Below are 23,196 nucleotides of genomic sequence, written 5' to 3' on the forward strand. Positions count from 1 at the left end.
GAAATTGTATGCCTTACTAACAATCGACGCTCACAAGAACGTCGCGGCCGGTCGCGTTTCAATCAGAAGCGGATCGTAGCCAGATTCAGGAGAGGAACCTCAAGATGCAGAACATCGATCGTTCGCGCTTTCAACGAATCCTGCTCGCCTCCGCATCGGTATCGGCGATTTTCGTCGGGAGCCCGGCGCTAGCGCAGAGCGCGGATCCGCAAACCAACAGCGCCCCCGTACAGACCGTCGCTCCGGTTCAGGCCGCCCCTGCTCAAGCGGAGGCACCGCAAGCAGCGCCGGAGCAAAACACCGAAGCCGATCTGTCGACGCAGGACATCGTCGTCACCGCGCAGTTCCGCGAGCAGCGCCTGCAGGATATTCCGATCTCGATCACCGCGGTCAACGCAGCGCAGCTTGAGGCGCGCAGCCAGACCAATCTGGCGCAGGTCGCCGATGCCGCGCCGAACGTCTCGCTGAAGCCGCAGGGCGCCTCGTTCGGCCCATCGATCAGCGCATCGATCCGCGGTGTCGGCCAGACTGACTTCAACCCGGCTTATGAACCAGGTGTCGGCATTTACATCGACGATGTCTATTATCCGCAGCTGACCGGCGCCGTCTTCGACTTGCTCGATGTCGACCGGGTGGAAATTCTCCGTGGGCCGCAGGGCACGCTCGCCGGTCGCAACTCGGAAGGCGGCGCGATCAAGCTCTACTCGCGCAAACCGACCGGTGAAAATGGCGGCTTCGTCGAAGCCACCTACGGTTCCCGCAACCGTATCGGCCTGCGCGCCGCAGCCGATTTCAAGATCACCGATACCCTGTCGGGACGCCTTTCAGGCGTGTTCAAGCAGCAGGAAGGGTTTGTCGACCGGATCGATTATGGCTGCGCCAATCCAGGGAGCGGCGTCGCCACGGCTCGGGCACCCGGCGATTGCACAATCAGCAAACTGGGCGGCGTGGGTTATCAGGCGATCCGCGGCATCTTGCGTTGGCAGCCGAGCGACAAGCTCGAAGTCACGCTGATCGGCGATTATACCCATGACGAACACACGATTGCCGGTGAAGTGCTGCTGACCACTGCGACCGTGAACTCGCCGAACACCAATGCGGCGCCCGGCGTCCCCTATGACAATCGCTTCGTCTGCGGCCCATATTGCAATTATATCACCACCGGTCAGCCGGCGGGGACCTTTTCCGCACCGCCAGTTGTCCCCGGCGCGAACGGCAAAGCCCTCGCCGCGACCTCGGGCACCGATCGCAGCCTTTACGACGGCTGGGGTGTGTCGGGGCAGATCAATTATAATGTGAACGACACGATCTCACTCACATCGATCACCGGCTATCGCTCATTCGACACGAGGTTCGACAGCGACGACGACCTGTCGCCGGCGAACATCGGCTTCGGCACGAACCACCTGACCAACTGGAGTTTCAGCCAGGAGCTGCGCGCGAACGCGAAGGTTGGCGATACGATCAACCTGACGCTCGGCGGCTATTATTTCAAGCAGGAGTCGGTCTATGACTCAGTCCAGGATATCCGCTACGTGCCGGTCTATCCGCTGCAGTTTCGCCAGCCCGATCCCACCAATGCCGAGGCCAAGGCGCTGTTCGCCCACGCCTCTTGGGAACCGATCGAGAACCTGACGCTCAGCGGCGGTTTGCGTTACACCAGCGAGACTAAGGATCAGACCTATTACCGCCTGAATTATGACGGCACGATCAACCGCTTCCTCGATCCGTTCGGCGCTACTTATGGCTTTGGCTATTCCGGACCCGATACCCTGGATGCCAACGGCAATGGCAACACGACCGAGACCGTCACCGCTCTGTCCGGGCTGACTGCGCATTACGAAGCGAAGCGCTGGGACTATCGTCTCGCAGCGGACTATCGCCTGTCCGATGCGCTGTTGGTCTATGCAAGCTTCTCCACCGGCTTCAAGGGCGGTGGCAGCAACCCGCGGCCGTTCAATGCCAACCAGGTCATCCCCTTTGAACCCGAAAAACTGACCGCTTATGAGGTCGGATTCAAGAGCGATTTCTTCGACCGCAAGATGCGCTTCAATGTCTCGGCATTCCTCAACAACTATAAGGACATCCAGATACCGGTCAGCCTGTGTCCGGGTGCGCCATGCGCAGCGCGTTTCAATGCGGGTGATGCCCGGGTGAAGGGTTTCGAGGCCGAACTGACCGCCTTCCCGGTCCCGGGCCTCGCGATCGACGCATCGCTCAGCTATCTCGATTTCCATTATATCGCGTCGAGCCTCAACCCGCTCGCCGCTTATCCCACCAATCCCGGCGGCGTCGTCGCGGATGACCCCTCGGGGGCACCAAAGTGGAAATTCAATGCCGGGGCGCAGTATAAGATCGACCTGGGCGAAACGGGCAGCCTGACGCCGCGCTTCGACCTCAATTATCAGGACAAGCAATATACCGGTCCGACCGTGATTGCCGGCACCCGCATCCGCAACTTCATTCCTGCCTATGCGCTGCTCAATGCACGCCTGACCTGGCAGAATGCCGACAAGGATCTCGAGGTGTCGCTGGAGGGCACCAACATTACCGACAAATATTATATGCTGACGATCTTCGATCTTCGCGCCACCGGCGCCGGTTTCCGTAAAGGGCGGCCGGGAACGCCAAGGGAGTGGGCGCTCTCGGTCAAGAAGAAGTTCTGAAAAGGGGCGACCGCCCGGCAAGGGCGGCCGAGATGGTGACGGTCGCTAGGGCGGCCGTCATCGTCTGGTTTTTCCCACCCGCGTTATGACGAATATATTCCGGGAGCCCGTTTTCGCATGACAGATGTCACGCTCTACCACTGGGAGCCGAACGCCAATTCGGGCAAGCCGATGCTGGCGCTGATGGAGAAGGGCGTCGCGTTCGACAGCCATTATCTCGATCTGCTCAATTTCGACCAGCACAAGCCCGACTATCTCGCGGTCAACCCGCTCGGCACCATCCCGGCCATGACTCATGGCGGCCGGGTGCTGACCGAATCGACCGCCATCATGGAATATGTCGATGAAGCGTTCGACGGACCCCGGCTGATGCCCGACGACCCGGTCGATCAGTGGCGTGTGCGCTGGTGGATGAAGTTCATGGATCAATGGCTCGGGCCGAGCTTTTCGATGATCGGCTGGAGCGTGTTCATCGGCCCGTCGGTGCGCCAGAAGGATCCCGCCGAACTGGAGGCGGCGATTGAGCGTATCCCGATGCCGGAGCGACGCGTGGCGTGGCGCAAGGCGATCGGCGGCACTTTTTCGGCCGAGGAGATGGCTGAATCCCAGCGCCGGGTCGGGCTCGGCATCACCTTTCTCGAAGAGGCGCTAGGCAAACGCGCCTGGCTCGCCTCGGACAGTTACAGCCTGGCCGACATCAACGGCTTCAATCTCGCTTATGCCCTGCCGCTGTCTCAGCCGACGCTATCGAACGATGAGCTGACGCCCAACATCATGCGCTGGCTCCGCACGATTTATGCGCGCCCTGCAACCAAGGCGTGCTGGGCGCTGGGCAAGACCGACATGGCGAAGCGCGTGACGATCCTGGAGAGCGAACCGGCATGACGACCAGATTATATCATGGCGAGCCGAACGGTCCGTCGCTGACCGTGCTCGCCGCCGCCTTTGAAAAGCAGGTTGATGTCGAACTGGAACGGATCGATCTCGCCGCCGGCGAGCGTCATTCCGACCGCGTGCCGCACGGGTTTGAGGTCGATCAGTCGATCGAGGGTGAAGGTCCCGTGCTCGTCGTCGACGGCATCGCGATGACCGACAGTGTGTTCGTCGCTTGTTATCTCGACGATGTCGGCAGCGGCCCGGCATTGCGCCCCGCCGATCCCTGGGAGCGGTGGCAGACCATGGCGTGGTGCCGTCACATCATCGAGCGTGTCGCGCCCGCCGCATCCTATCTCGGTCTCGAACGGACGCCGCCGGTGCATGTGCCGACCGGGATCACCAGCGTCGATCTGGCCGCGCGTTGGCGCGATGCTCAGGCCGGTCGGTTCGACCAAGCCCAGCTGACTGACAGTCGCGCCAAGATCGCCCATGCGGCCGACAAGATCGAAGGACAGGTCGCCGACGGTCGCGACTGGTTGATGGGGCCGTTCGGCATTGCCGATCTCGAAACCTATGCCTGGCTCGCGGGGATGCCCTCGCTCGTGCCCGACGCGTTTGCCGGCAAGCCGCACACCGCCGCCTGGCTGGCGCGCGTTGCGGCGCGCCCGTCGGTCGCGCGCGCTCTGTCACTGGCGAGCGTCGATGCGCCGGAAACGGTCTGGGCACCGGGTCCTGAAATCAACCGCTGGGGCTGAGATGCGTTCAATCGATTATTTCGACCGCGGGCATGACCGCGATCCGACACGCGCCTGCCTGATCGATACCGCCAGCGGCGAACGGCTAACCTTCGCCGAGGTCAAGGCGCTGACCGAGCGGATCGCGACCGCAATGTATGCGAACGGCTTCCGCAACCAGCAGCCAGTTGCGCTTTACGGCCCGAACAGCGCAACGATCATGGTCGCGTTGCTCGCGATCTGGCGTGCCAATGGCCAATGGGTGCCGGTCAACACCCGCAACGCGATCGATGCCAATGCGGGTTATCTCAACTATGTCCGCTGCGGCTGGCTATTCTACCATTCGAGCCTTGAGGCGGATGTGGCGGCATTGCGCGCGCAGGCGCCCGTACTGACTCGCTTCGTCTGCCTCGATCGCCCGTGCGGCGATGATCCTTCGCTCGACCAGTTCATCGCCGACACGCCGGCGGGCGCCCTGCCCGACATGTCCGATCCGTTCGGCAAGCCCGACGATGTGGTCGGCCTGTTCCCGACCGGGGGTACAACCGGGCCGTCCAAGGGTGTGGTCGTCACCAACCTTGGCTGGGGAACGATGATCGAGACGCTGGGTGATGCGGTCGGCGGGCGGACCGACGATCCGGTGTCGCTGGTGGTGGCGCCGGTCACTCACGCGGCGGGGCCGGTCGCGCTCGGCACGATGGCGCTCGGGGCGACTCAGGTGATCCTGCCCGGCTTCGATGCCGATACCGTGCTGAAAACCATCGCGGCGCACCATGTGACCCATATGTATCTGCCGCCGACCGCGCTTTACGGGCTGCTCGCTTCGCCCGAACTCGGCCGGCAGGATACCAGCTCGCTCAAGATCTTCATCCTGGTCGGCTCACCGGTGTCGCCGGAGAAACTGCGCCTCGCGGTCGAGAAGTTCGGACCGTGCATGTGCCAGTCCTATGGTCAGGTCGAATCGCCGATGATCACCACCTGGCTACCGCCCGAAGTGGTCGCCGCGGCGGCGGCGGGCGATCATCCCGAACGGTTGGCGAGTTGCGGCCGGCCGACCCGGTCGGTTCGTGTCGGGCTGATGGACGATGCGGGCAATCTGCTGCCCGATGGAGAACGCGGCGAGATCGTCGTGCGCGGGGTGCTGGTGTCGAAGGAATATTTCGAGATGCCCGAAGCGACCGCCGAGGCGCGCCAGTTCGGCTGGCACCACACCGGCGATGTCGCCTATCGCGACGCGGACGGTTATTTTTTCATCGTCGACCGCAAGAAGGACATGGTGGTAACCGGCGGATTCAACGTCTTCACCGCCGAGGTCGAAGCCGTGGTGACTGAACTGGCCACGGTACGGGAGTGCGCCGTGATCGGAGTCCCACACGAGAAATGGGGCGAATCTGTCCATGCCATCGTGGTCGCCGACGGGGTCGACGAAGCGGCGATCATTGCCCATGCCAAGGCACGGCTGGGGGGCGTCAAGGCGCCCAAGAGCGTCGCCTTTGTCGACTCGATTCCGCGCACGGCGGCTGGCAAGATGGACAAGAAGACGCTCAGGACCGCCTATTGGGGCGACGGTCGGATGGTGAATTGACCGGACGGCGGAAAGCGCCGCCGGTCCTTGAGAGGATGCGGATGATGCGGATCGACCGGCAACGCGCGGGTATCGGAGTGCTGATGGCGGTGGTTTCCCTGGCGCTGGCGGTGGCCGGATGCGGGGGGCCAAAGGACGCGGGCGAGGTACAGGCCGGTGGCGTGGATGGCGCGCGGATCGCCGCCGGCGCGCCGGGCGAGTGGTTATCGACCGGGCGCACCTATGACGAACAGCGTTTCAGCCCGTTGACGCAGATCGACCATGACGATGTCGGCACGCTCGGCCTGGCCTGGTCGGCTGATCTCGACACGGCGCGCGGGCAGGAAGCGACGCCGCTGATGATCGATGGCACGCTCTATGTGTCGACCGCGTGGAGCATGGTGAAGGCGTATGACGCGCGAAGCGGCAAGCCGCTATGGTCCTATGATCCCGAGGTGCCGCGCGAGACATTGGTCAAGGCGTGCTGCGACGCGGTCAATCGCGGTGTCGCCGCCTGGGGCGACAGGATCTTTGTCGGCACGCTCGATGGGCGCCTGATCGCGCTCGACCGCGCCACCGGCAAGGCGGCATGGAGTGTCGTTACCGTCGATCAATCCAAAAACTATACCATCACTGGCGCGCCACGCGTGGTCGGCGGCATGGTGCTCATCGGCAATGGCGGGGCTGAATTCGGCGCGCGCGGTTATGTCACCGCTTATGACGCCGCGACCGGCCAGCAGAAATGGCGCTTCTACACCGTCCCTGCGCAACCCGGCACCGAACCGAACGAGCCCGCCTATCTCAAGGCGGCGGCATCGACCTGGTTCGGCGATTATTGGAAACAGGGTGGCGGCGGCACGGTGTGGGACGCGATGGCGTATGACCCTGCGCTCGACCTGCTTTATATCGGCGTCGGCAATGGCAGCCCGTGGAACCAGGCCTATCGGTCCGAGGGCAAGGGAGACAATCTCTATCTGTCGTCGATCGTCGCGATCAAGGCGAGCACGGGGCAATATGCCTGGCATTATCAGACTACACCGGGCGATTCATGGGATTTCACCGCGACCCAGCATATCGTGCTGGCCGATCTGACGATCGACGGCAAGCCGCGCAAAGTGTTGATGCAAGCGCCCAAGAACGGCTTTTTCTACGTTCTCGATCGCACCAACGGCAAGCTCCTGTCGGCGAAGAACTTCGTGCCCGTGAACTGGGCGACCGGGGTCGATATGGCGACCGGACGGCCGATCGAAACGCCCGAGGCGCGCTATTACAAGACCGGCAAGCCGTTTATCGGATCGCCGGGCGCGACCGGCGCCCATAGCTGGCAGCCAATGGCGTTCGACCCGAAGAGCGGCCTGGTGTTCATTCCCGCGAACCTCGCCGCTTTCCCCTATATCCCTGAAACGGGCTGGAAGCCGTCGAAGCTTGGCTTCAATGTCGGGGTCGATATGGGCAAGGCAGCGATGCCCGCGATCCCAGCGGTTCGCGATGCGGCCGCGGCGGCAACGACCGGCGCGCTGATCGCATGGGATCCCGTGGCGCAGAAGGAACGCTGGCGCGTCGCTTATAAGGGCCCGTGGAATGGTGGCATATTGGCAACTGGCGGAGGCCTCGTTTTCCAGGGTAATGCGACCGGCGAATTCGCCGCCTATTCAACCACTGACGGACGGAAACTATGGTCGTTTGCGACCCAGACCGGCGTGGTCGCCGCGCCGATCAGCTATGAACTCGATGGAGAACAATATGTCGCGGTGCTTGCCGGTTGGGGCGGTGTTTGGGCGCTGGCGCCGGGCGTACTGATCGACAAGAGCGGACCGAACCGCAACATCAGCCGGCTGCTCGTCTTCAAACTTGGCGCGAAAGGCACCCTGCCCTCTGCCCCGCCATTCGACAAGACTCCACTCGATCCACCACCATCGACCGCTTCACCGGCTGTGATCGCCGCTGGTGGCGAGCATTTCGCGCGCTATTGCGGCGTCTGCCACGGCGATGCCGCCGTGGGCGGCAGTCTCGTGCCTGATCTGCGCCGCAGCGCCGTTCTGAACAACGCCGCGACATGGCGTCAGATCGCCCATGACGGCGCGCTCAAGGACAATGGTATGGTCGCGTTCCAGTCGGTGATGACCCCGGAGGAAATCGAGACGATCCGCGCTTATGTCATCAAGCGTGCCAATGAGGACAAGGCGCTGGAGAATAAGGCGCTGAAGAACAAGCCGGTCGGAGTACGCTGACGGTGGACTAAACTGTATCCAAGGGATACTGTTTAGCGTATCGGATCACGTGAAGGCGCCAGTGCCATAGGGCGGGGCCGCACGATGGACAGGAGAGATGCGATGAACGAGATGACCCAGGTTTCCTATGCGCAGCACGCCTATTCGGACGGCGCGAAAAAGGCGTTGAGCCGTCGCCCGCAGCTGTTCATCAATAACGAATGGGTCAATTCCTCGCACGATGCGACGCTTGCGGTGATCGATCCGTCGAGCGGCAAGGAAGTCACCCGAATCGTCGACGCAAGCGACCAGGATGTCGATCGCGCGGTGGCCGCCGCGCGCACCGCGTTCGACGATGGCCGCTGGTCCGATCTGCCGCCGATCGTGCGCGAAGGGATGATGCACAAGCTCGCCAGCCTGATCGAACGGCACGCCGAAGAATTCGCCGAACTCGAGGCGATCGATAACGGCAAGCCCAAGGGCATGGCGGCGGCGGTCGATGTACCGGGCGCAATCGGCATGCTGCATTATATGGCCGGTTGGGCATCGAAGCTCTCGGGCGAGATGATCGAACCGATGTCGGCACCGCGTGGCGCATTCCATAGCTACGTTCGCCGCGAGCCGGTCGGCGTCGCCGCGCAAATCGTGCCGTGGAACTTCCCGCTGCTGATGGCGGTGCTCAAGATCGCGCCTGCACTGGCGGCAGGCTGCACGCTGATCCTCAAGCCAGCCGAGCAGACCTCTCTCACCGCGCTGCGCCTCGCCGACCTGATCGCCGAGGCGGGCTTTCCCGCCGGCACGATCAACATCATTACCGGCAATGGCCACACCGCGGGCGACCGGCTGGTCCGCCATCCCGATGTCGACAAGGTCGCGTTCACCGGGTCGACCGAAGTCGGCAAGATCATCAACCGCACCGCGACCGACACGCTCAAGCGCGTCACGCTCGAACTCGGCGGCAAGTCGCCGGTGGTGGTGCTGCCCGATGTCGATGTCGAGGCGACCGCGCCGGGTGCGGCGGGGGCGATCTTCTTCAATTCGGGTCAGGTCTGCATCGCCGGTTCGCGGCTTTATGCACACCGTTCGATCTTCGACAAATTGCTCGAAGGCGTCGCCAACGCCGCCGCCTTCTGGGCGCCGCGTCCGTCGCTCGATCCGGCCGGCCATATGGGGCCGCTCGTCTCGTCCGAACAATTCGATCGCGTCATGGGTTATATCGACGCGGGCAAGAAAGCGGGTGCCAGCGTTGCGGTCGGCGGGGATTCTCCCTCGTCGGACGGCGGTTATTACGTCAACCCGACGGTCCTGGTCGATGTGCGCCCCGACATGAGCGTGGTGCAGGAGGAAATCTTCGGCCCGGTTGTGGTCGCGCAGCGCTTCGACGATCTCGACGAGGTAGCGAAGTCCGCCAACGACACGTGCTTCGGGCTCGGCGCAGGTATCTGGACGCGCGATATCGCAGCGATGCACAAGCTCGCCGCGAAGATCAGGGCGGGCACTGTGTGGGGCAATTGCCATGCGGTGATCGATCCCGCGTTGCCCTTTGGCGGCTTCAAGCAATCGGGCCTGGGCCGTGAACAGGCACGTCAGGGTGTCGAGGCCTATACCGAACTCAAATCGGTCATCATCAAGCTGTGACCGTCACGCGCCCGATCGGGCGCGAACGAGAAGACTGAACACCATACCCCGCCGCCGCGAAAGGCGGCGGGCAAAAGGAGAGGCCATGCCCGTCGATCCAACCAAGGTCGTCGCGATCGACGTCCACGTCCATGCCGAGGTGTCGTGCCACGATCCGGAGGATCCGGTGATGGCGAAATACTTCGACGCGGCATCCGCTTATTTCAAGGCGGACCGCAAACGCCCGACCGTTCCCGAGACGATCGCCTATTATCGCGAACAGAATATCGCATTCTGCCTGTTTACGGTCGATTGCGAGAGCGGGATCGGTGCCAAGCGGGTGAGCAATTACGAGATCGCCGAACTGGCGGCCGAACATGATGACATCGTCATCCCCTTCGCCTCGATCGATCCGCGCAAAGGCAAATACGGCGCGCGCGAGGCACGCGACCTGGTCGAGAATTATGGCGTCAAAGGCTTCAAATTCCACGGCATCATGCAGGATTGCCACCCGGCGGATCGCGTCGCCTATCCGATTTATGAAGTGATCGCCGAATACGGCCTGCCGACGATCTTCCATACCGGGCATTCGGGCATGGGCACGGGCATGCGCGGCGGCGGCGGCGTGCGGCTGAAATATGGTCAGCCGATGCTGATCGACGATGTCGCGGTCGATTTCCCCGACATGAAGATCATCCTGGCGCATCCGAGCTGGCCATGGACCGATGAAAGCCTGTCGATGGCGCTGCACAAGGACAATGTCTTTATCGACCTGTCCGGCTGGTCGCCGAAATATTTCCCGAAACAGGTGATCCAGTACGCCAACACCCAGCTGAAACATAAGATGATGTTCGGCAGCGACTTCCCGTTAATCCGCCCCGACAAATGGCTCGCCGCCGCGCAGGAGGCCGGGTTCCGCGAGGAGGTGCTGCCGCTGATCATGAAGGACAATGCGATCCGCGTGCTCGGGCTGGCGTGATCGGTCGTCGCATCTTCACCAGAATCACCGTTGGAGGCTGAAACCATGACGCTCAAATATTATCATGCCGAACCGGTCGCCAATTCGCTCAAGTCGATGATCCCGCTGAAGGAGAAGGGCCTCGATTTCGAAAGCGTCTATGTCGATCTTCACAAGTTCGAACAGCATCAGCCCTGGTTCGTCGCGATCAACCCGGAAGGGCAAGTCCCCGTGCTCGACCATGACGGGACGATCATCACCCATACGACGGTGATCAACGAATATCTCGAGGATGCCTTTCCCGACGCCCCGCCGCTGCGCCCCAACACGCCGGAGGGCAATGCGCGGATGCGATACTGGAACAAGTTCATCGACGAGCATGTGATGAATTTCGTCTCTATGCATGGCTGGCACCGGATGGTCGGCGTGATTGCGCGCGGGGTCGATAGCGGCGAATTCGAGAAACTGGTCGAGCGCATTCCGCTTCACGAGCAGCGCGAGAAATGGAAAACCGCGCGCTCGGGCTTCAGCGAGGCCGATCTCGCCAATGCGACGCGCAAGATCGAGGTCGCGGTCGACAAGGTCGAAGCGCAACTGGGCGAAAACGACTGGCTTGCCGGCGAGATGTTCACGCTCGCCGATATCAACTTCTACGCGCATTGCGGGATGATGGTCGAACGCATGTTCCCGGAACTGGATATCGCCACGCGCACACCGCGTTTGGTCGCCTGGCGTGACCGGATGACCGCGCGGCCCGGCGTCGCCGCGGCACTTGGCATGCCCGATCACACCGCCCCCGGGCTGCGCACCTGGACGGGTCATGCGCGCTGATATTAGGGTCCGACGATAAGAAAGAGCGAGCCGGTGCAGGTCCGGCATAAGATACCAGACCACATGCCATGCCATGGTTGAATCACGACGCGCGACAAAGCTGAGAGGTTGAGCGGCAGGAGATATAGGACACCGGGAACGTCCCGTTTCTCAGGCTGCCGCTTCAGACGAAATCAGTATAATTCTTTATATATCATATATTTAAATTCAAACAGCCAATATTTGGCGGCACCAGCGTTTCAGGAGATATGGGACATCCCCGGAGTCGATCGGGCTCCTGCACGTCGAACCCAAGCGATCTCCGCTCAGCACGAGTGTATCGGATTAAACGCTGCTCCAAAGCCTCAATCGCCGAAGAAGTTCAGCTCCAGCAGCACCTGATCGGGATCGGCCACGAAGATCTGCCGCAGCCCGATCGCCGCGATATGGTTGCGGTGATGATCGAGCCCCATCGCTTCGATCCGCGCAAGAATATCATCATGACCGGTACAGCGCAGCGCGACATGATGCAGCGCGCCGGTCGGCCCCGGCGCCATATCGCGATCGACATGGCGCGGCGCATCGAGGCTGTTGAGGTGAAGCACAGCCCGCCCGCCCGCGTCGTACATCCAGCGCGCGGTCGCATGGGTCAGCGGCGGCGGCGCATCCCGACGCTCCAGCGACAGCAGGTCGCGATAAAAGCCCTCGGCGCGATCAAGGTCGCGCGTCACGATATTGATATGGTCGAGCGCTTCGACAGGCATGCGATCAGTCCCTGAATACCACGGTGCGCGATCCGTTGAGCAGCACCCGGTCCTCGATATGATAACGCACCGCGCGCGCGAGCACGCGGCGTTCGATATCGCGTCCCTTGCGGACCAGCGTGTCGGGGCTGTCCGAATGGCTGATCGCCTCGACATCCTGATGGATGATCGGACCCTCGTCGAGGTCGGCGGTCACGTAGTGCGCGGTTGCGCCGATCATCTTCACGCCGCGCTCATAGGCCTGATGATAAGGCTTGGCGCCCTTGAAGCCGGGCAGGAAACTATGGTGGATGTTGATGCAGCGTCCCGACAGGAAGCCCGCAAGGTCGTCCGACAGGATTTGCATGTAGCGCGCGAGCACGATGAGGTCAGCGCCGGATTCGGTCACCAGCCGCTGGATCTCACGCTCCTGTTGCGGCTTGGTATCGCGGGTGACCGGCAAGTGGTGATAAGGAATATCACCGAGCAAGGTGAGATTGAGCGCCTCGCGCGGGTGGTTCGAGATGATCCCGACGGGATCGATGTTCAGCTCGCCGATGCGGTGGCGATAGAGCAAGTCGCCCAGGCAATGATCGAACTTCGAGACGAGCAGCATCACCCGCGTGCGTGCGCCATTGTCGCGCAGCTTCCAGGTCATCGCAAACCGCTCGGCAAGCGGCGTGAAGGCGGCGCGCAGCGCGTCGAGATCGCAGGCACCCTCCATCCGCTCGAACACAGTACGGAGGAAGAAGCGCCCTTCGGGCACGTCACCGAATTGCTGTGATTCCAGAATGTTGCAATTCTGATCGGTGATCAGTCCGGCGACTGCGGCGACGATGCCGGGCTGATCGTCGCAGGACAGCGTCAGCGTGCATATGGTGGACATTGGTCTCCCCTCCGTGATCACAGCACGGGCCCATGACCGGACCTCGCGCGAAATTCGTTTGCGTTGCATACAAACTTTAGTATGAAAGGCGAACCGAAATTTCGCCGCGCGACAGCTGCGCCCGGCGTGCACGCAACACCCGGCGACCGTGAATACGGCGGACGGAAATAGGAGAGTATGGATGGCCCAACGCAGTCTCGAAACCGTGCTGGAACAGGCGGGCAACCCCGTCGAGCTGCTGCGCAACTCGCAACTCGGCGCCTATGTCTATCCCGTCGTGGCGGCAGAGTTCCACAATTGGCGCTCCGAGCAATGGGCCTGGCAGCATTCGGCGGTCCTGTTCGACCAGTCGCACCACATGGTCGACCTGTTCATCAGCGGCCCGGACGCGCTGAAGCTGATCAGCGACACCGCGATCAATTCGATGAAGGGCTTCTCCGTCAACAAGGCGAAGCAGTACGTCCCGACGACGCCCTATGGCCATGTCATCGGCGACGGCATCCTGTTCTATCTCGCCGAGAACGAGTTCGTCTATGTCGGCCGCGCACCGGCGGCGAACTGGCTGATGTTCCATGCCGAGACCGGCGGCTATGACGTCGAGATCCTGAAGGACGACCGCAGCCCGTCGCGCCCGATGGGCAAGCCGGTCAAGCGCGTCAACTGGCGCTTCCAGATCCAGGGACCAAGGGCCTGGGAGATCATCGAGAAGCTGCATGGCGGCCCGCTCGAGCAGCTCAAATTCTTCAACATGAGCGAGATGAACATCGCCGGCCGCAAGGTCCGGACGTTGCGCCACGGCATGTCGGGCGCGCCCGGCCTGGAAATCTGGGGTCCGTATGAGGAGCAGGAGGAAATCCGCGCCGCGATCCTGGAGGCGGGCAAGGAATTCGGCATCGTACCGTGCGGCAGCCGCGCCTACCCTTCCAACACGCTTGAATCGGGCTGGATCCCCTCCCCGCTTCCCGCGATCTACACCGGCGACAAGCTGAAGGCGTATCGCGAATGGCTCGGTGCCGACAGCTACGAGGCGACCGGGTCGATCGGCGGCAGCTTCGTCTCGGACAAGATCGAGGATTATTACCTCAATCCATGGGAACTGGGCTATGGTCCGTTCGTCAAGTTCGACCATGAATTCCATGGCCGCGAGGCTCTGGAAAAGATCGATCCGGCGACGCAGCGCCAGAAGGTGACGCTCGCCTGGAACGCCGAGGACATGGCGAAAATCTTCGCCTCGCTGTTCGATCCCGATGGCGAGCAGTACAAGTTCTTCGACCTCCCGCTCGCCAACTATGCCTCGTCGAATTACGATCGCGTGGTCGATGCCGATGGCCGCACCGTCGGGCTGTCAATGTTCACCGGCTACAGCTTCAACGAGAAGAGCGCGCTCAGCCTCGCGACGATCGATCATGGCATCCCGGTCGGCACCGAATTGAAGGTCGTGTGGGGCGAGCCAAACGGCGGAACCAGGAAGACGACGGTCGAACCGCACAAGCAGATCGAGGTTCGCGCGATCGTCAGTTCGGTCCCCTATTCGCGCGTCGCGCGCGAAACATATCAGGAAGGCTGGCGCACCCACCAGTCGGCATAAGGACCAGGAGCGAAGGATCCCCGATGACCGACTATGTCCTGGTACATGGCGCCTGGGGCGGGGGCTGGGCATATGACGGGCTGGCGCAAGAGCTACGACGACGCGGGACACCGCGTCGTCGTAGCCGCGCTGACCGGGCTCGGCGCGCGGGCGGATGAGCTCTCGCCCGCGATCGACCTGTCGCGCCATATCACCGATGTTGTTGCCGGGATCGAGGCGGCGGGCTTCGATCGTTTCGTCCTTGCCGGCCACAGCTATGGCGGAATGGTGGTGACGGGTGTCGCGACACGGCTCGGCGCGCGGATCGATGCTTTGGTCTATATCGACGCCTTCCTGCCGCGGGATGGTCAGTCGCTATGGGACATCAGCGGCGAATTCGAACATCGCCATTATATCGACGGCCAGCGCGACACGCCGGGCCTGGTCGCGCCACTACCGGGGCTGGAAGCGCCGCGGCTGGGTCGCCATCCGTTGCTGACGCTGCTCGAGCCGGTGCGTTTCACTGGCGAGGAAGAGAAAGTGGGCCGCCGCGTCTACGTCTTTGCCGAAAGCTGGTCGCCCACCCCGTTTATGGGTTTCCATGATAGCGTCGCAGCGGACCCCGCCTGGGAAGTCCACCGCGCCGATGCCGGTCACGACGTCATGGCCGACCAGCCCGAACAGCTCCTTGCGCTGATGCTGGCGCAGGCGCGGTAGGACGAGGCAGGCCGGATCCCCGTATCGGCCGCGATCAGCTTTGGATCGGTTCCTTCTTCTTCTGGCCCCCGGGCACACCGTGCGCGGCGCGCTGTTCATATTCGGGATCGTCCTCGGGCTGGGCGAGCGCGGTCATCACGCGCTCGTGAATCTCCTCCAGCGTACCGCGGAACTCGGGATAGGGCAGGATGTAAAGCTGGTCGTCCTCGACCCCTTTCAGGACGTAACGAGCGAGCGTTTCCGGCTCCATGCCGACCGAGATCACCTTTTTCAGATGCGCCAGCACGTCCGGGTCCGCGCCATAATAGCCGGTGTTCTGGAGATGCGCCGGGCGGGTCAGTACCGCTTCATGAATATTGGTATTGACCGCGCCGGGGCACAGCATCGACACGCCGATGCCGTGATCGGCCAAGTCGAGCGCGAGGCATTCGGAAAGCCCGCGGATCGCCATTTTCGACGTGCAGTAGATGCCGGTGCCCTTGAGCGCGACAAAGGCGGACATCGACGCGGTGTTGACGATATGGCCGCCATTGCCGCGCTCGATCATGCGCGGCACGAAAGTCTGGATGCCGTTGATCACGCCGTTCAGATTGACGTTCAGCTGCCAATCCCAATCGTCATAGGTCGCGTTCTGCAGCGGCCCGAAGATCGACACGCCGGCAGTGTTGAACAGCAGTTCGACCGGGCCGAGCTGCGCCTCGACCGCATCGGCCGCGCGCGCATAGGCGGCGCGATCGGTGATGTCGAGCTTGACCGCCATCACCTCGAAATCACTGTCATCGAAATAGGCTTTCGCCTCGTCGAGATGGTCCTGGCGGATATCGGCGATCGCCACCTTGCAGCCGGCCTCGGCGAACACCTTTGCCTGGCCGAGCGCAACGCCCGATCCGCCGCCGGTAATAAAGGCGGTGCGTCCTGCGACCTTGGTCATTTCACGGCCTTCCTTGCGGCGTTGCGCCGGGCGAGTTGTTCATCGAACACGACATTGCCCAGCAAAAACGAAATCCCGTCGGCGCGAGGCTGGTTGATCGGCTCGTCGGGAAAGGAGGCGAGGATCGCGTCGAAGCGAGCGCGCATGCCGGGCGCGAATTCGGGATGGGTCAGGATGTACAGATCGTTGGCGCGGATGCCGGCGAGGACGCGCTCGCCCACTTCGTCGGCTTCCATCCAGAGCGGCGAGTTCGGCCGTTTCTCCAACGCCTCTTCTCGCGCGCGGTAACCGCTGTCGCCCTTATACGCTTCGGGGCGCAGCTCGCCCGACATGGCGATGTTGCTCTGGACCGGGCCCGGCATGAAGGCCGAGACGCCGATATTCTCCGGCGCCAGTTCGCCTCGGATAGCCTCGGACAGACCGAGCACCGCTGCCTTGGCGGCGGTGTAGATCGCCGAATAAGGGATCGGGATCAGCGAGGATTGCGATGAGGTGGTGACGATCTGCCCGCCCTCACCATGCGCCTTGATCCGCGGCAGGATTGTGACCAGGCCGTTGATCACCCCGCCGAGATTGACCCCCATGCCCCAATCCCAATCGTCGTAGCGCGCATCGATCACGGGCCCCATCACGCCGACACCGGCATTGCCGATCAGCATGTGGATCTTGCCGAAGCGCGCTTCGGCCTGATCGGCGGCGCGGGCGAAGCCGGCACGATCGGTCACGTCGAGCTGGACCGTCTCGACCTGATCGTCAGAGCCGAGCGACGCCTTTGCCTCGGCCAGCGCGCTATCGCGGATATCGGCAATCACGACGTTCGCGCCCGCCTTGACCAAAGCGCGCGCGATGCCGAGGCCGATGCCGTTCGCGGCACCGGTGATGAAGGCGGTCCGGCCGCTAACATCGGCCATGGGTGTTGTCGTCATGTCATGGTCCTTGAAGGAAAGTATCAGGTGCGCAGGCCGAGCATCGCGCGTGTTTCGGCGACGCTGGCGAGGTCGCCGCCGAGCCGGTCGATGATCTCCACACCCCACCGCACCAGATCGGCATTGTCCTTCGCCTGGCGCTCGCGGCGCAGGTACACCGTGTCCTCGAACCCGACACGGACATTGCCGCCGAGCAGCACCGCTTGCGCCGCCATCGGAAAGGAATGGCGGCTGACCCCGAAGCCGGTCCAGCGCGCGCCGCGCGGAATCTGGTTCTTCGCGTACATCATCGCCTCGGGCGTCGCGGGAAGACCATATTTTGTGCCCAGCACGAACGAGAATGGCGCATTCTTCGGCAGCGCGCCCTTCGCCATCAGATCATCGGCGAACACGAAATCGCCTGCCTCGAAACATTCGATTTCGGGCAGCACGCCGGCATCCTGGATCATGTGCCCCATCCTGGTGATCATCGGATCGAGGTTGATCGCGACGCCGCCCCACAGCTGCATCGTGCATATATCGAGCGTGCAGATATCGGGCTTCAGATCGAGAATATGTTCGAGCCGCCGTTCAGCGGTGAACATCAGCGTGCCCGGACCGGCCACCGCCGGATCTTCCTCGCTTTGCATCCAGGTGCAGCCCGGACCGGTGGTGACGTTGAGGATCACTTCGTCATTCTTCGCGCGGATCAGGCCGACGACTTCGCGATAATCGTCGAGCAATTGCGATGGTTCGCCCGTTTCGGGATGACGCACATGCAGGTGGATGATCGCCGCCCCGGCCTCGGCCGCCGCCAGCGCTTCGGCCGCCACATGGGCCGGCCGGAACGGAAAATCGGGGTGCGCCGGCATCTTGGCGCTACCTGTCACCGCGCAGGTGATGAAGACCTTGTCAGCCAAGCTCGCTCTCCTCTCCACCGTCCGCTATGGTATCGGCGTCGGGGAGAGGCTTACACACACCACGATGGCCGGACAGGCCGCTGCATCTGCCATTATTGAAAGTAACTGGATACGCCATGGCGCACCGCGAAGAACTGACCCGCTTTCTCAAAAGCGCGCGTGCCCGGCTCTCCCCGACCGATGTCGGCCTGCCCCCGGGCGAGCGCCGGCGCACGCGCGGGCTGCGGCGCGAGGAGGTGGCGACGCTCGCCGGGATGAGCGTCACCTGGTATACCTGGTTCGAGCAGGGTCGCGACGTCCAGCTTTCGGTGCCGATGATCGAGCGGCTCGGCCGCACTTTGCGGCTCGACGGCAATGAGCGCGAATTTCTCTTCGCGCTGGCGCAGCATCGCCCACCCCCGCTCGAAACCCAGATCGACGAGGAAATCCGCCCGGCCACACAGCATCTGATGGACAGCCTGTCGATCCCGGCCCTGGTCATCGTCGAGGACTGGACGGTGATCGGATGGAACACCCTCGTCGCGCGCGCCTTTCGCGATTACGGCACGATGCCGCGCACCGAACGCAACCTGTTCCGCATCCTGATGCTGAGCGATCGTTACCGCGAGGACCCCGTGCATTTTCGCGAAATGGCCCAGCGGCTCACCGCGCGCTTCAAATGGGATTATAGCCGCACCTCGAAACCCGAGATTTTCGACGCGATCATTGCCGAAATGCTCGAACAATCGGAAGTATTTGCCGAATGCTGGCAGGAAGCGGAAATCCTGGCGCATTTCGAACACGTCAATAAGGCCACCATGCCCGGCGTCGGGGACATAGGTTTCCGGCACACTTCCTATGCGGTCGAGGGAGCGCCCGGCCAGCGCCTGATCCTGTTCGCGCCAATCGACGCGATCAGCGCCGAAAGGCTGGCGGAACTGGCGAAACGGGTGACCGCCTGACAAGGCGAGCTGACGGCGGACGGGACCGTCGCGCAACTCAGCGTATCGACGATCATAGCAGAACAATCCTCTCACCCGTTCGTGCTGAGCTTGTCGGGCCGAAGGCGGCCGTAGGCCAACCACCGCTCTTTCTTTCCCAACGGCGGAAGAAAGAAGAACGCCCCCCTTCGACTGCCTGCCAAGGCAGGCGCTCAGGGCAGGCTTCGACAAGCTCAGGGCGAACGGGTTTTATCGAACGCTGGTCGCCCCTAAGACGCCAGCGCAGCCGGTAATTGCGTGCCAAGGATCAGGTCGGCGGCGCGTTCGCCGATCATGATCGTCGCGGCATTGGTATTGCCCGAGACGATCCGGGGCATGATCGACGCATCGATGACGCGTAGCCGATCGATCCCGCGCACGCGCAATTGCGGATCGACCACCGCGCCTGGGTCCGTGCCCATCCGGCATGTCCCGACGACATGATAGAGCGTCGACCCCGCCATGCGCGCATAACCCAGCATGGAATCATCGGTGTCGCCGAACGGATCGTCGCCGGACACCAGATAGGGCCGGATCGCAGGCTGGCTCATCACCTTGCGGATCAACTTCACCTGCGCCACCGCGACATCCTGGTCGATCGGATCGGAGAGGTAGTTCGGGACGATCCGCGGATAAACTGTCGGATCGGCGGAGGCGATATGGATATGGCCACGCGATTCAGGACGGACCTGGCACGGCGTGCACGTCAGCCCCGGTGTGCGTTCCAGATCGAATGCCTGATGGTCGTTCAGCTTCTGCAGGTCGACCGACGCCGCCATCAAATGAAGCTGCACGTCGGGGCTGGCAAGTTCGGGCCGCGTCCGGGTGAAGGCGACGAGATGCGCGACCGCATAGCTGAGCAGACCGGTGCGGTTGATCGCATATTTCGCGATCTCCTTCGCGAGCCCCCAGCCATGCGCCATCTGATTGACGGTGTGATGGCCCGGCTTCACCGCCCATTGCGCGCCGATCATGTAATGGTCCTGCATATTCTCGCCGACGCCCGGCGCTTCGTGAAGCAAGGCGATGCCGTGTTCGCGCAGCACGTCGCCACGGCCGATGCCGGACAGCTCCAGCAGCTTGGGCGATTCGACCGCGCCAGCCGCCAGGAGGACCTCGGCATTGGCGCGGGCGCGCACGATCTTGCCATTCTGTTCGAATTCGACACCGATCGCGGTCTTGCCATCGAACAGGATGCGCCGGGCATAAGCGCGCGTTTCGACGCGCAAATTGGCGCGTCCCTGAACCGGGTGAAGATAACCAACCGCGGTCGAGCAGCGCCGGCCGTTACGCGTGGTCAGCTGGAACCAGCTGACCCCTTCCTGGTCGCGCGCGTTGATGTCGGGCGAATAGGGAATACCGGCTTCGACACAAGCGTCGAGCAGTGCCTGGCTGACTTCGTTATGCTCGGGGAAGTCGGCGGTATTCAGCGGGCCGCCGGCGCCATGAATATCGCATTCGCCCCGCTCCTGATTCTGCGCGCGGCGGAAATAGGGCAGCACGTCGTCGTACGACCAGCCCGTGCACCCCATCTGGCGCCAGCCGTCAAAGTCCTGAGCCTGGCCACGGACGTAGAGCAGACCGTTGATCGACGACGAACCGCCGAGCACCTTGCCCTTGGGCCATTTATGGACGCGGTCCCCGGTTCCCGGATCGGGCTCGGTTTCGTACATCCAGTTGACCTTGCGATCATTCAGCGTCCTGCCGAAGCCGATCGGAGTGTGGATCAGCATATTGGATATGAACTGGCCGGGCTCTTTCAACGGCCGATCGTCGCCACCCGCCTCAAGCAGCAGCACGCGGTTGCCGGGGTTGGCCGACAAGCGGTTCGCCAGCACGCAACCGGCGCTGCCGGCGCCAACAACGATATAATCGGCCTCTATGTCGAACGGTGCTGTCATGAATTCTCTCCGATTTTATGACGGTGGAAAACCGGTCCCCAAGTCGGGGTTTTATCGCGTGAAATAGGCCAGCGCGCGGAACTCGTAGCTCTCGCGGGTGTGTGCGTCCGGCCGGCCGGTGTCGTGGAATGCGGTATGCGGCGCGCGCCATGCGCGGTCATGGTCGCTGTCATGGAACTTGATGAAGATCACCTCGTCCACGGTCATGTCCGGATAATAGCACCAGCGATGTGCCGGGTTGTGGCGGAAGATGGTGGCGGCCATCATTTCGTCCTCGCCCTCGATCGGCGCGAACAGCGCATCGCCTTGCGGAATCTCGTCGACATCGACCTTGACGTTGGGCACGCCGTCATCGTCGCCGACGCTGGCGAATTCGCACAGCGCCAGCGGCCAGTCCTGCGGCGGCTCGGAGAAAGTGCGCCACAGGCTGAAGGCGATGAAGCGGCTATAACCGGGTCCGTCGGGAATGTTGCGTTCGTAGACCGCCTTGGCGAGACGGTTTGCGGAGGGTGTGTTGAAATCGACATGCGCCTCGGCGGCGGGCGGCTGGATCCCGCTGCCGGAGATGATCGGTGAACGCAATTGACCGCCCATCGGTACCACCAGGTCGCAACCGGTCAGCGCCTTGGCGATCGCCTCCACCTCGGCGGGATAGTCGCGCTTCAATTCGGCCTGGTCGCGAAAGTCCCTGATCCCGCTCGGCCGGCGTGAGATACAAAAGCCATGCGTGTCGAGCGTCATCGGTTCGGGCGCCAGCCGCGCGTTGCGGATGGTGACCGGATAGGGCTGGTACATGCCGGTGTTATATTCCTTGCCCGGCGCCCAGAAACGGCGGTTGATGCGCGAAGTCGGGATCAGATAATCGATCGTCGTGTCGATCGCCGCCGGCGCCGTGCTCCTGTTCAATGTCGTCGCCATGGTCCCTCTCCTTCTTTTATTTTCGCGCGAACAATGCCCGGATCGTATCGGGCACGCGCTCCGCCTTCAGGCCGCCGGGACGGTCCGTCGCCGGCACGGTCCAGACGCGCTTCTCGGTACACTCGACGCAGATCACATCATCCAGCAGCAGCCGGTGCTCGACCGTGAAGCTGGCATTGCCGAACACTGGCGCGGCGCTCTCGATCGTCACGTCGTCACCATAGGCGGTCGGGCGCAGGAAACGCGCCGCGACATCGACCATCGGAAAGCCCGCCACGCCCATCTCGCGCAGCATGTCACGCTTGCGCGGCAAGCCTGCGGCTTCGAACAACAGGATCGTGCTCTCCCCGAACATGTCGAAATAACGTGGCGCGTAGACGATCCCGGCCGGATCGCACTGGCCCCATTCGATGCGGACGCGGCGCGTGAGGAAGGGCATCACCCGCGCGGCTCAGGCGAGAATATTCTTGCCCTGGCGGGTGGTTTTCTCCGCCATTTCCTCCGCGCTGGGCGGTGTGGGCACGAGCAACCCGCGCTGCACGGCCGGCCGCGCCGCGATCAGATCGAACCAGCGCTTGAGATTGGCAAACCTACTCATGTCGACACCGGCCCAGTCATGGCCGCGCACCCAGGGGAAGCATGCCATATCGGCGATCGAATAATCGCCGGCGAGATAGTCGTTGTCGGCCAGCGCCGCGTCGAGCACGCCGAACAGCCGCTGACTCTCGCGGACGTAACGGTCGATCACCTTGGGCAGTTTTTCGTCGAAATAACGGCTAAAGACGGTCGCCTGCCCCATCATCGGCCCAAGGCCCGACATCTGCCACATCACCCATTGGATCACGCGGCTGCGTCCCTTGGTCTCAGCGGGCAGGAAACGGCCGAACTTCTCGGCGAGGTAGATCAGAATCGCGCCGGATTCGAAGATCGCGAAATCGTCTGCGTCATGATCGATCAGGGTGGGGATGCGCCCATTGGGATTGAGCGCGACATACCAGTCCTGTTTCTGTTCAAGGTTGGTCAGCGAGATCGGCGTGACCTTGTACGGCTCGCCCAGCTCTTCGAGCAGGATCGCGACTTTCCAACCATTGGGTGTCTCGGACGTCAGCAATTCGAGCATTTGATCCCTCTCCGGTTCGGCAACCCGCGATGGGGGCGACCGCGTATCGCATGGCGGTCGCTTCGACCTGCCATGCCCACGCCATCGATGAAGCAAAGTACCACGCACGCGGCAAGGCGACTGCTGGCGCTATCATCAGGAGTGACAGGTTGGCGCGGTTTCAAGCAAGATCAATGTACCACCCTCCGTTCGGG

The 23,196-nt window shown here is 62.9% G+C and carries 20 protein-coding genes; 11 read left to right on the top strand and 9 right to left on the bottom strand.

The genetic code is table 11. The features are described 5' to 3' along the window. Positions 1–104: 104 nt before the first annotated feature. The 8 genes from G4G27_RS09590 (at position 105) to G4G27_RS09625 (ending at position 11,456) form a co-directional block, all read left to right on the top strand. The gene (locus G4G27_RS09590) at positions 105–2,666 is read left to right on the top strand and encodes a TonB-dependent receptor (RefSeq protein ID WP_183113112.1); all 2,562 of its coding nucleotides are present in this window, start codon (positions 105–107) and stop codon (positions 2,664–2,666) included. 117 nt (positions 2,667–2,783) lie between these two features. Continuing rightward, positions 2,784–3,551 carry a glutathione S-transferase family protein gene (locus G4G27_RS09595; protein WP_183113113.1) on the top strand — a complete coding sequence of 256 codons (768 nt, stop codon included), beginning with the start codon at positions 2,784–2,786 and terminating at the stop codon, positions 3,549–3,551. Further along, entirely contained in the window at positions 3,548–4,297 is a 750-nt protein-coding gene (locus G4G27_RS09600) for a glutathione S-transferase family protein (protein ID WP_183113114.1), read from the top strand. Before G4G27_RS09595 ends, G4G27_RS09600 begins: the two co-directional genes overlap by 4 nt. A 1-nt stretch (position 4,298) precedes the next feature. Then, on the top strand, positions 4,299–5,861 hold the full coding sequence (locus tag G4G27_RS09605) for an AMP-binding protein (RefSeq protein WP_183113115.1): 1,563 nt from the start codon (positions 4,299–4,301) through the stop codon (positions 5,859–5,861). 41 nt (positions 5,862–5,902) lie between these two features. Then, on the top strand, positions 5,903–8,071 hold the full coding sequence (locus G4G27_RS09610) for a PQQ-dependent dehydrogenase, methanol/ethanol family (RefSeq protein WP_244624624.1): 2,169 nt from the start codon (positions 5,903–5,905) through the stop codon (positions 8,069–8,071). A 102-nt stretch (positions 8,072–8,173) separates the two neighbouring features. After that, positions 8,174–9,688: an aldehyde dehydrogenase family protein gene (locus tag G4G27_RS09615; protein WP_275944106.1), complete on the top strand. Its 1,515-nt coding sequence runs from the start codon at positions 8,174–8,176 to the stop codon at positions 9,686–9,688. Positions 9,689–9,773: 85 nt separating this feature from the next. Further along, the gene (locus tag G4G27_RS09620; protein WP_183113116.1) at positions 9,774–10,646 is read left to right on the top strand and encodes an amidohydrolase family protein; all 873 of its coding nucleotides are present in this window, start codon (positions 9,774–9,776) and stop codon (positions 10,644–10,646) included. A 45-nt stretch (positions 10,647–10,691) separates the two neighbouring features. Then, positions 10,692–11,456 carry a glutathione S-transferase family protein gene (locus G4G27_RS09625; RefSeq protein ID WP_183113117.1) on the top strand — a complete coding sequence of 255 codons (765 nt, stop codon included), beginning with the start codon at positions 10,692–10,694 and terminating at the stop codon, positions 11,454–11,456. A gap of 344 nt (positions 11,457–11,800) precedes the next feature. Here G4G27_RS09625 and G4G27_RS09630 read toward each other — a convergent pair whose 3' ends face one another. Beyond that, positions 11,801–12,199 carry a VOC family protein gene (locus tag G4G27_RS09630; protein ID WP_183113118.1) on the bottom strand — a complete coding sequence of 133 codons (399 nt, stop codon included), beginning with the start codon at positions 12,197–12,199 and terminating at the stop codon, positions 11,801–11,803. 4 nt (positions 12,200–12,203) lie between these two features. Then, on the bottom strand, positions 12,204–13,064 hold the full coding sequence (purU, locus tag G4G27_RS09635; protein WP_183113119.1) for a formyltetrahydrofolate deformylase: 861 nt from the start codon (positions 13,062–13,064) through the stop codon (positions 12,204–12,206). A 181-nt stretch (positions 13,065–13,245) separates the two neighbouring features. Here purU and G4G27_RS09640 point away from each other — a divergent pair, with 181 nt between their 5' ends. Further along, positions 13,246–14,652, top strand: coding sequence for an aminomethyl transferase family protein (locus G4G27_RS09640; RefSeq protein WP_183113120.1), 1,407 nt, complete (start codon positions 13,246–13,248; stop codon positions 14,650–14,652). 72 nt (positions 14,653–14,724) lie between these two features. After that, entirely contained in the window at positions 14,725–15,348 is a 624-nt protein-coding gene (locus G4G27_RS09645; RefSeq protein WP_183113121.1) for an alpha/beta hydrolase, read from the top strand. A 34-nt stretch (positions 15,349–15,382) separates the two neighbouring features. Here the strand turns inward: G4G27_RS09645 and G4G27_RS09650 are convergent, their stop codons facing one another. Genes G4G27_RS09650 through G4G27_RS09660 form a run of 3 tightly spaced genes read right to left on the bottom strand, consistent with a single transcriptional unit; the run spans position 15,383 to position 18,104 of the window. Continuing rightward, complete coding sequence (locus tag G4G27_RS09650) at positions 15,383–16,279, bottom strand: SDR family NAD(P)-dependent oxidoreductase (RefSeq protein ID WP_183113122.1); 897 nt, start codon at positions 16,277–16,279, stop codon at positions 15,383–15,385. Continuing rightward, the gene (locus tag G4G27_RS09655; protein WP_183113123.1) at positions 16,276–17,205 is read right to left on the bottom strand and encodes an SDR family NAD(P)-dependent oxidoreductase; all 930 of its coding nucleotides are present in this window, start codon (positions 17,203–17,205) and stop codon (positions 16,276–16,278) included. Before G4G27_RS09655 ends, G4G27_RS09650 begins: the two co-directional genes overlap by 4 nt. Before the next feature lie 23 nt (positions 17,206–17,228). Next, positions 17,229–18,104 carry a 3-keto-5-aminohexanoate cleavage protein gene (locus G4G27_RS09660; RefSeq protein WP_183113124.1) on the bottom strand — a complete coding sequence of 292 codons (876 nt, stop codon included), beginning with the start codon at positions 18,102–18,104 and terminating at the stop codon, positions 17,229–17,231. 116 nt (positions 18,105–18,220) lie between these two features. Between G4G27_RS09660 and G4G27_RS09665 the strand changes: the two genes are divergently transcribed. Continuing rightward, positions 18,221–19,045: a helix-turn-helix transcriptional regulator gene (locus tag G4G27_RS09665; protein ID WP_183113125.1), complete on the top strand. Its 825-nt coding sequence runs from the start codon at positions 18,221–18,223 to the stop codon at positions 19,043–19,045. A 248-nt stretch (positions 19,046–19,293) separates the two neighbouring features. Here the strand turns inward: G4G27_RS09665 and G4G27_RS09670 are convergent, their stop codons facing one another. The 4 genes from G4G27_RS09670 to G4G27_RS09685 are packed head-to-tail and all read right to left on the bottom strand — an operon-like array spanning position 19,294 to position 23,002. Then, the gene (locus G4G27_RS09670) at positions 19,294–20,964 is read right to left on the bottom strand and encodes a GMC family oxidoreductase N-terminal domain-containing protein (RefSeq protein ID WP_183113126.1); all 1,671 of its coding nucleotides are present in this window, start codon (positions 20,962–20,964) and stop codon (positions 19,294–19,296) included. 51 nt (positions 20,965–21,015) lie between these two features. Beyond that, positions 21,016–21,882, bottom strand: a complete 867-nt coding sequence (locus tag G4G27_RS09675) for a CmcJ/NvfI family oxidoreductase (RefSeq protein WP_183113127.1) — start codon at positions 21,880–21,882, stop codon at positions 21,016–21,018. 16 nt (positions 21,883–21,898) lie between these two features. After that, positions 21,899–22,321, bottom strand: a complete 423-nt coding sequence (locus G4G27_RS09680; RefSeq protein ID WP_244624625.1) for an acyl-CoA thioesterase — start codon at positions 22,319–22,321, stop codon at positions 21,899–21,901. A gap of 12 nt (positions 22,322–22,333) precedes the next feature. Then, positions 22,334–23,002, bottom strand: a complete 669-nt coding sequence (locus G4G27_RS09685) for a glutathione S-transferase N-terminal domain-containing protein (protein ID WP_183113129.1) — start codon at positions 23,000–23,002, stop codon at positions 22,334–22,336. Between the last annotated feature and the right edge of the window lie 194 nt (positions 23,003–23,196).

The sequence above is a fragment of the Sphingomonas sp. So64.6b genome (assembly GCF_014171475.1).
Lineage (GTDB): Bacteria > Pseudomonadota > Alphaproteobacteria > Sphingomonadales > Sphingomonadaceae > Sphingomonas > Sphingomonas alpina_A.